Genomic DNA, 9,602 nt, shown 5'->3' with positions numbered 1-9,602 from the left:
GCGACAGCCGGGCCATCAGCGTGCCCGCCACCGACCCGAACAACCGAAACGGCCCGCCGAAGAAGCCGACGGGCCGTCACGAAAGATCGAGGCTAGGGGCGACTCCCGGGTGCGCGGTGCGCGGCGGCCGGCCCCTCGCTGATCCTGTTTCCCGTGGAGCGGGGACTTCGGACCCTTGTGCGGAAAGCCGCCATGGTCGTCTCCTCCCCGCTGTTCGCGCTCATGCGCATGACCAACCTGCTGTCCGGCATGAACCTCGGCACCGTCCTGGTCACCGTCGTCTACACCTTCGGCACGTGCACGTACCTCACCATGCGGGTGACCGGCACCCTCTGGAGCGCGATCGTCCTGCACGCGCTGACCGACCCGACCGCCTTCCTGTCCACCGGCGGGCTGGACCGGGCCGTCACGGCCCGGAACGACGGAGGGGCCCTCCTCGCGTCGGTCAGCACGATCCTCATGATCGCTCTCGCGTTCGCCGCGATCCTCCTCGTCCGCGGGTGGCGCCGGGCCCCGCGCACCCCTGCCCGCGGCTGAGGCGCCCCGGCGGTACGGGAGCGCCGGAAGAGGGACGGGGCGTGCTCGCCGGCCGGGACGGAAAACATGGGGGGTTGTTCCCCATGCCGGGGAGGCGTCCCCCGTACCAGGATGCGGACGTGGCCCGGAGCGGTGGGCCGAACGGCCGAGGAGGGGCGATGGCGGTGGAGACCGGACACGGGCGGGCTGGGGCCTCGCTGTCGGCTGTCGAGCGGTGGTGGGAGAACGGGCTGGTCCGCGACGGCCGGGGCGTCGAGGGCGTCGCGTCCGGCGAGAGCGGCGCGGGTGGCGGGCGGCCGGACTGGGCCGTGCTGGCCGAAGAAGTGGTGGACGCCGCTCCCGAGACGGCCGCCGCCCCCGGGGAGGCGGCCGTGGCGCCCGAGGCGAACCTGCCGGGGCTGAGCGGCTTCGCGTGGGTACTGCGGCCGTTCACCGTCCGCGCGGGGGAGCGCCTGGAGCGGGGACTGTCGGGGCGGGCACGGAAGCTCGTGGACATCACCGCCGTACGGGAGGACCTGGAGCGGCAGCTCGGCGGCAGGCTGGCGCGGGCGGCGGCCCGGACGCTGGTCCTCGAACTGCACGAGGCGCGGAGCGCCGGGCGGCTCGAAGGGGACGACGCACAGGCCCGGTTCCGTGACTTCCTCGGGCGCGTGGCGTGCCGGCGCGGTCTGTCGGACCTGCTGGCCGTGCGGCCCGTTCTGGCGCGGATCCTGGGGCGTGCGGCGCTCGACACGGCGGACGCGGTGGCGGAGGCGCTGGAGCGACTGGCGGACGACCGCGCCCTGCTGACCTCCGGCCTTCTCGACACGTCCGACGGTGAGGACCCCGGGCCGCTCGTGGGCATCGAGCCCGGTGCCGGCGACGGACACCGGGGCGGACGGAGCGTGATGCTGCTGCGGTTCGCCCACGGGGCCCGGCTGGTGTACAAGCCGCGACCCCTCGCCGTGCACCGTCACTTCAACGACCTCGTCGACTGGTACAACGAGCTGCCCGACTCCGTGGACCTGCGTACCCTGCGGCTGCTCGACCGGGGCGACTACGGATGGGTGGAGTTCGTCGACGGGCGGCCCTGCGCCTCCGAAGCGGAGGTCGAGACGTTCTACCGCCGCCAGGGCGCGCTGCTCGCGCTGCTTCACCTGCTCGACGGGACCGACCTGCACCACGAGAACCTGATCGCCGTCGGCGCCCACCCGGTGCTCGTCGACGTGGAGACCGTGTTCCACCCTCCGCTGCCGGGCTCGGCCACGGAGGACCCCGCAGCCCGGGCCCTCCACGACTCCGTCTACCGGGTCGGGCTGCTGCCGCAGCTGCTGGTGGGCGACCACGGCGCCCTGGACGTGTCCGGGGTCGGCGGCGGCCGGGAGAGCGTCTCGCCGGTGGAGCGCGCGGACTGGGCCGACGCCGGCACCGACCGGATGCGCCTGGTGCGCAGGGCCGGGAGATTCGGCGAGTCGGCCAACCGCCCGCGTCTGGCGGACGGCGAAACCCCCGACCCGGGCGCCCATGTCGACGCGCTCTGCGCCGGGTTCCGCGCGGGGTACACGGCGATCGGCGCGGCGAGGGAGGAACTCCTGGACGGGACCGGCCTGCTGAAGGCCTTCGCCGAGGACGAGGTGCGGGTGGTGATGCGCCCCACCTGGGTCTACGCCATGCTCCTCGACGAGTCGACCCACCCCGATCTGCTGAAGGACGCGGACGAGCGCCAGCGGGTCCTGGAGACCCTGCGGACCGACCTGTTCGGCCCGGTCCTCGCGCCCGGACTCGTCGACGAGGAGATCGTCCAGCTCTGGTCCGGCGACGTGCCGCTGTTCACCGCCCGCCCCGGCCGGGACCAGCTGTGGGGCATGCCGGAGCGGCTGCCCGCGGGCCGGACGGACCTGCCCGGGATCGCCCGCGTGACGGCGAAGATCGGCGCCCTGGACACGGTCGACCGGCAGGACCAGGAATGGATCGTACGGGCCGCGATGGCGACGACCTCCCACGCGCCCGCGCACCGGCCGGCCGAGGGCCGGCGCACCCGCACGGCGGGCCGCGCCCCGGAGCCGGAACGGCTGCTCTCGGCGGCCCGGTCCGTCGGGGACCAGCTGGTCTCCCTCGCGTACCGCGGAGGACCCCGCAGCAACTGGATCGGTCTGGAGCTGCTCGACGACCGCTACTGGCGCATCGGCCCCATGCCGGCCGACCTGGCCGGCGGCTACACCGGACCGGCGCTGTTCCTGGCCCAGCTGGCGGCGCTCACCGGCGCCGGACACTACGCGGAGGCGGCCCGTACGGCCCTGACACCGGTGCCCGGACTGCTCGGCGCGCTGAGTGCCCGGCCCGAGGACCTCGGCGCGGTGGGCCCGGGCGCCTTCTCCGGCCTCGGCGGCATCGCGTACGCGCTCGCCGGTACGGCACGCCTGCTGGGCGACCCGGAGATCGGCTCATGGGCGTCCGAAGCGCTGCGGCTGGTCGCCGCGGCGACCCGGAGCGAGCCGGAGTACGGGGTCGGTGCGGGTCTCGCCGGCGGGCTCGTCGCCCTGTTGGCCGCCCACGGTACGGGAGCCGGTATCGGTGCGGGCACCGGAGGCGCGGACCAGGCACCGGAGGCCTGGGCGACGCTGCGGGCCTGCGCGGACCGGTTGGCCGCAGCCGATCTCGCCGACCTCGGCTGGGGTTTCACGGACGGGGCGGCCGGCATCGGATGGGCCCTGCTGCGGTTCGCCGAGGCCGAGGCCACCGCGGGGGCTGGGGACCGGGCCGCCGAGCCGTACAGGATCGCAGGTCTGTCCGCGATCCGGGCGGCGGTCGGCGGACAGGCGCACGAAGACCCGGGGGCCCGGGAAGGAAGCCCGGGACCGGACCCGAGGAGGGCGGGCGGGGGCCACGGGGGAGCCCCCGGCCGCTCACCGGGCGGCGGTTTCGCGGGCGGGGACGCCCGGGCCTCTGCCTGGTGCCGGGGGGACGCCGGCATCGCGCTCGCGGTGCTGGACGCGCCCGGCGCCCTGGACGATCCGTACGTCGCGGCCTGGTCCCGCAGGACCGTCGAGGGGTTGGGCGAGGACGGACCGGCGCCCGACGACAGCCTGTGCCACGGGGAGGCCGGCCTGTGCGAACTCCTGGGCCACAGCGCGCTCCCCGAGGCGCGGCCGTACTGGATCCGCAGGACCGGGGCCCTCCTCGGGTCGGTCGAGGAGAGCAGCGTCAGGAGCGGTGCCCCCGACGGGGTTCCGCACCCCGGCCTGCTGACCGGTCTGGCGGGGATCGGGCACGGACTCCTCCGGGCGGGGTTCCCGGACCGCGTGCCGCCCCTGCTTCTCCTGCGCACCGCGTGAGGGGGCGGTCTGTTCGGCCGACCCGCCCGCCCAGTCCCACCGCACACCCCACTATGGCACCACCCGCACCACCGCACTCACGGACCACCCGCACCACCCGCACCACCTGCACCACCTGCACTCCCGCACAGCCCAGCACGACCACCACCTGCACTCCCGCACAGCCCAGCACGACCACCACTCCCGCGGACCCGAAGGACGAGTGAGGACCATGCAGATCAGTGACTCGGTGAGCTATGTCGACGGCGGAGCCGGCGCGGAGACCGCCGTCCACAACGACCCGGTGGGCGAGGTCGTGCTCGGGGCCGGAGGGATGCTGGGACGACGCAGCCGCCTGCTCAGAACGGCGGACATGGACGTCGTCGCCACCTGGGACATGCCGTACACCACCGGGACCGTCCCCCTGTAGTGAGGACCGGGAACAGCGTGGGCCGGGGGGCGCCCCGGCCCATCGCCGTGCGTCCGCTCCCCGGCTCCCCACCCCGTCTCACAGGCCCCCTGCCCAGGGCGAAAAGGTTCAAGTAGCCTGCGGCCATGCGTGCGACATCGTCGGTCATAGTGGGGCGGGACGCCGAGATCGGGCTGCTCGACGAGGCCCTGGAGAGCGCCCGGAGGTGCGCGGGGCGGGCGGTGTTCCTCGTCGGCGAGGCGGGGATCGGCAAGTCCCGGCTGGCGGGTGAGTGCGCGCTCCGCGCGTACGACCGGGAGATGCCGGTGCTGCGCGGCCGCGCGACCTCCACCGGGCTCGTCGTCCCCTTCCGCCCGCTGGTCGAGGCGCTGTCCTCGCGGTTCCGGGCGGCCGGTGCCCCGAACGATCCGGAACTCGATCCCTACCGGCCCGCGTTGGCCGGCCTCGTGCCGGAGTGGCGGGCCGCCGCGGCGGCCCCCGGATACACGATCTCGCTCGTCGAACTGGCCGAGGCACTGCTCAGACTGCTCGCGGTGCTCGGCCGCGAGCGGGGCTGTGTGATCCTCCTGGAGGATCTGCACGACTCCGACACCGAGACGATCGCGGTCGTCGAGTACGTCGTCGACAACGTCGCGGACCTCCCGGTCCTGCTGGTCGGCACGCTCCGGCCCGACCCCGGCCCGGCGTTGGACCTGGCGCTCGCCGCCGAGCTCCGCAACACCGCGTCGCTGACGGAGCTGGGCCCGCTGGACGAGGCCGCCGTCCGGAACATGGTGGACGCGTGTCTCGAGGCGGGACCGGGTGAGGTGCCCCCGGCCGCGCATCGGCACCTCTCGCAGCGCGCGGGCGGGAACCCGTACCTGGTGGAGGTGCTGCTGGCCGACCTGCTGGATCTGGGGCGGCTGAGCAGGGCCGACGGCGGATGGCTCCTCGCCGATCACGGCGAGGCGACGGTGCCCACGGGCGCGGTCCGCAGCTGGGCGCGCCGACTGGGCCGGCTCGACGAACCCGTGCGCGAACTGCTGCTCATCGCCGCGACGCTCGGCGGCCGGTTCTCCGTGGGAGCGCTCCGGGCGGTGACCGGGCTCGACGACCGGGCGCTTTTCGCCCACCTCAGGTCGGCCTCGGAGGCGGGGATCATCGCCCCGGACGGCGCCGCCCACGACCACTACACCTTCCGTCACGTGCTGACGGCGGACGCGCTCAGGGCCTCGCTGCCGCCCGCCGAGCAGGCCGCCCTCGCCCGACGCGCGGCCGCCGCCATCGAGGAGTCCGCCGGGGAGCCCTCGGGGGAGCTGTCCGGCGAACTCTCTGGTGAGCAGAGTCAGTTGGTGGCCACCCTGAGACTCGCGGCGGGCGACAAGGTGGCGGCCTCCCGGCAGTTCGCCCAGGTCGGGCGGCAGATGCTGGACGCGGGTGCGTCGGGCTCGGCGGCCGTGCTGCTCGAACGTGCCCGGGGGCTCGCGGCCGAGGGGGAGCGGGACGCGGTCACGGTCCAACTGGCCATCGCCCAGGCCGAGTCCGGGCGGGTCGACGAGGCGTCCGTCCTGCTCGACGATCTCCCGCCGGTGCCCGTCGGATCGCGTGCGGCGGAGGACCGGGCCCAGGCGCACACCCAGGTCGCGTGGGTGGCGACCATGGCGGAGCAGCAGCAGGAGGCGCGCCGCCGCATCAGGGCGGCCCGTGCCCTGCTCGGGGCCTCGCCGCGCCCGGAGCAGGAGGCGGCGCTCGTGGTCGTCGAGGGCCATCTCGCGCTGTTGCCCGAGCAGGAGGGCGGTGGCCGTGACGGTTCGGACGCGGGGCAAGGGCCGGGGGCGCGGGGGCGTGAAGGACGCGAGCGGCTGAAGGAGGCGGAACGTTCCGCCAGAAGCGCCGCGCTCACCGCGGAGCAACGCGGCCGGCCCGTCGTGGCCTGTCAGGCGTGGCAACTGCTCGCCCTGCTGTCCCGCGAGCGCGGTTTCGACGAGGCCGACGCCTGTCTGGTGCGCATGCTCGAAGTGGCCGAGAAGCACCGGCTCGCGTTGAGCCGGGCCGAGGCCCTGGTACGCCTCGGCACCAACGCGTTCATGCGCACCGGCGAGGCGACCCAGCTGGAGACCGCCCGCGCGGCGGCCCATGAACTCGGCTCGCTCGCCGTGCTCCAGACCGTCGACGGACTGCTCGCCATGCAGAGCGTGCTGGGCGGTCGCTGGGAGCGGGCCCGGGAGATCGTCGACCGTTCCGTCGAGGCCAGCGCCCGCCTCCAGAACCTGTCGGCGCACCGCTATCTGCTGCTCGTCGACGCCACCCTCGCCGCCCACCGGGGACGCGCCCGCGAGCAGGAACGGGCCCTCGTCCGGTTCCGTCGCGCGGGCGGCGAGGAGTCCATGCTCGTGCCCCTCCAGCGCGGGCTGTGCCAGGCCGTGGGCGCGCTGATGGCGGAGGACCGGAAACGGGCGACGGCCGAGCTCGACGCGGCCCTGGCCTGGGAGCGCGAGCACCCGAGCTTCTTCTACCTCAGCGGCCGGTACGGGCTCGGCCCGCTGTTACGGATCCTCGACGGTGACGACGGAGGCCGGGAGGCGTACCGGGAGGCGATGGCCTCGCCCGGCGGGCAGCTGGCCTGGAACCGGATGTTCCTCGGGATGGCGGACGCGGTCCTGCGCGGCCGGGACGGCGACCCGGAGGGCGCGCGGCGCGCCGTGGCGGAGGCGGGCCGCGCGGCGACGGTGTTCCCGCAGGCGTGGCATCTCGCCCTGCGGCTCACCGCCGAGGCGGCGCTCGCCGACTCCTGGGGCGATCCGGTCGCCTGGCTGCGGACCGCCGAGGAGTACTTCCACGAGGAGGGGGTCCAGCCGGTGGCCGGCGCCTGCCGGGCCGTCCTGCGGCAGGCGGGGGTCAGCGTCCCGCAGCGCCGGGGCGGGCGGGAGCGGATCCCCGCGGAGCTGCGCACCGCCGGCGTGACGCCGCGCGAGTACGAGGTGTTCGTGCTGCTCCTGGAACGGCCGGGCAATCTGCAGATCGCCCAGCGCCTGTGCATCTCGCCCCGGACGGTGGAGAAGCACATGGCGAGCCTGATGACGAAGACGGGCTGCGTGGACCGCTCGGCACTGTGCGCACTGTCGGCGGAGCGGGCGGAGGAGGAGGGCCGGACCGGTCACGCCGCACGGCTGCCGCCGGGCTGACCGGCGGCAGCCTCGCCCCGATCGTTCCTCCGGTCGAAGGAGACCGGCCCGATCCGGCCGGGCGGCACACACCGTCCGGCCCGTCGTGGGCCGCCGTATGGGGGCCCGGCGGTCCCGGAATGGGGGACGCCGAGGTCCATCTGGGGGTCCCGTCCCCCAGGACACGGTCGGCGGTGGCACGACTGTGCGGGTCCGGCACCGATGTGTGACGGGCTCCCGGCGCGGATCATCGATCGCACCGACCAGCTCCCGTCCCCCTACGGAGGTTCGCTCGATGCCGCGTCCGACCGCGCAGCCCGCAGCGTCACCCGGCACGTTCCGGTTCTCCGTCCTCGGTCCGCTCGCCGTCCACCGGGGCGAGCGACCGCTGACCCTCGGCCCGTTGAAGCAGCGCGTGGTCCTCGCGAGGCTCCTCGCCTCCGTCAACTCGCCTGTCTCCGTCGACGCGTTGACCGACGCGGTCTGGCCGGAGGAACCCCCTCGCACCGCCCGCAAGAACATCCAGGTGTACGTCAGCGCGCTGCGCACCCTCCTCGCCGACGATGACGATGCCGACGCCCACGAGGACCGGCCGCCGCGACTCAGCTACACGTGCGGCGGATACGTACTGCGCGCGGTGGAGGACGAGCTCGACCTCCTGGGGTTCCGCTCCCTGGTGCGGGCCGCGGAGGGGCAGCGGCCCGACACGGCCGCCCGACTCCTGCGCCAGGCCCTCGACCTCTGGCAGGGGCCGCCGTTCGGCGAAGACCTGCGGCAGTCGCCCGTGCTGGCCGAGGAGGCCGAGCGGCTGGAACTGCGTCACCTGACGGCGTACGAGAGCTGGGCGGAGGCGGAGCTGGAGCTGGGCGGCGCGCCGGCGGTGGTCGAGGGCCTGCGCGACCTGGTGGAGCGGCACCCGCTGCGGGAGCGGCTCCGGTCCGCGTGGATGCGCGCCCTGAGCGGATCCGGCAGACAGCCCGAGGCGCTCGCGGTGTACGACGACTACCGTCAGCTCCTCGCCCGCGAACTGGGTCTGGAGCCGAGCGGCGCGATGGCGGCCCGCTACCGGGCGATCCTCGCGGGCGAGACCCGCACCGGGACGGCTGCCGGCGGCCCGGCGCGTACGAAGCCCACCACCGCACCACCGGTGACCGTTCTGCCGTCCGACCTCGCCGACTTCACCGGGCACGGAGACGAACTCCGTTATGTCCTCGACCTGTTGGAGGACGACGAGGCCGGCGGAGTCGTGCTGCTGTCCGGACCCGCCGGTGCCGGGAAGACCGCGCTGGCCGTGCGCGCCGCCCATCTGCTCGGCGACCGGTTCACCGAGGGACGCCTCTGTATCTCGCTGCGGGACGCCGACGGGTGTACCCGCCCGCTGGCCGCCGTACTCGCCGAGCTCGGAGAGCGGACGGGGCAGCCGGGACTCGCGGGTCCCGAGGCATGGCGGGAGTGGCTGGCGGAACACCGGGTGCTGGTGATCCTGGACGACGTGCCCGAGGAACGCGCCGTACGGCCCCTGCTCCCGAGCGGCGGGCAGGGCAGGGTGCTGCTCACCGCACGCGGCCAGCTGGGCGGACTGGCGCCCGTCCACCGGGTCTCCGTCCCCCCGCTCGGCACCGCCGAGGCCGTGCAACTCCTCACCGGGCTCGTCGGCAGGCGGCGGGTGGTGGCCGACCGGGAGGCCGCGCTGCGCCTCGTGCGCGCCTGCGGCGGCTCGCCGCTGGCGGTCCGGGTCAGCGGGATGCGGCTCGCGGTGCTGCGCCACGTACCGCTGCGGGAGTTCGCCGACCGGCTCACCGACCCCACCGGTGCCCTGGACGAACTGACCGCCGGGGACGTGTCCGTACGGCGGCTGCTCGCCCGCGGCTGGTCGGCGCTGCCGGAGGAGTGCGGCCGGGACGCGGGGCGGCTGGCCGCGGGCACCGGGGACGGTCCGTTCGGCCTGGCCGAGGCGGCCGAGGCCCTCGGGTGCGACGAGCGGCACGCCGTACGGGTGGTGGAGGCGCTCATCGACGCGGGGATGGTCGACTCACCCGGCGGCGAGGTCACCGCGCACGCGGCTCAGTACGAGATGCCGCACCTGATACGGCTGTACGCGCGCGGCGCGGGACAGGGCGCCCCGGTGCTGACACAGGCCTGAGCGGCGCCCCGGGCCGCCGCGCCGCTCAGGAGGCCGAGGCCCCGAGGTGTCATGGG

At 75.2% G+C, this 9,602-nt stretch carries 5 protein-coding genes; all 5 read left to right on the top strand.

What is annotated here, in order from left to right:
- Window positions 1-192: 192 nt before the first annotated feature.
- The 5 genes from ACH4MY_RS34055 (at window position 193) to ACH4MY_RS34035 (ending at window position 9,546) form a co-directional block, all read left to right on the top strand.
- Window positions 193-537, top strand: coding sequence for a type II CAAX prenyl endopeptidase Rce1 family protein (locus ACH4MY_RS34055; protein WP_398008121.1), 345 nt, complete (start codon window positions 193-195; stop codon window positions 535-537).
- Window positions 538-695: 158 nt separating this feature from the next.
- On the top strand, window positions 696-3,851 hold the full coding sequence (locus tag ACH4MY_RS34050) for a type 2 lanthipeptide synthetase LanM family protein (RefSeq protein WP_398008119.1): 3,156 nt from the start codon (window positions 696-698) through the stop codon (window positions 3,849-3,851).
- Window positions 3,852-4,062: 211 nt separating this feature from the next.
- Window positions 4,063-4,260 (top strand): hypothetical protein, encoded by a 198-nt coding sequence (locus tag ACH4MY_RS34045; protein ID WP_398008117.1) that lies wholly within the window; start codon window positions 4,063-4,065, stop codon window positions 4,258-4,260.
- A gap of 125 nt (window positions 4,261-4,385) precedes the next feature.
- On the top strand, window positions 4,386-7,424 hold the full coding sequence (locus ACH4MY_RS34040) for an AAA family ATPase (protein WP_398008116.1): 3,039 nt from the start codon (window positions 4,386-4,388) through the stop codon (window positions 7,422-7,424).
- A 274-nt stretch (window positions 7,425-7,698) separates the two neighbouring features.
- Window positions 7,699-9,546 (top strand): BTAD domain-containing putative transcriptional regulator, encoded by a 1,848-nt coding sequence (locus tag ACH4MY_RS34035; protein ID WP_398008115.1) that lies wholly within the window; start codon window positions 7,699-7,701, stop codon window positions 9,544-9,546.
- Window positions 9,547-9,602 lie beyond the last annotated feature (56 nt).

Source organism: Streptomyces sp. NPDC017246, from assembly GCF_044331325.1.
Lineage (GTDB): Bacteria > Actinomycetota > Actinomycetes > Streptomycetales > Streptomycetaceae > Streptomyces.
The sequence above is the reverse complement of the archived record's forward strand: the minus strand, read 5'-3'. Positions and strand labels throughout refer to the sequence as shown.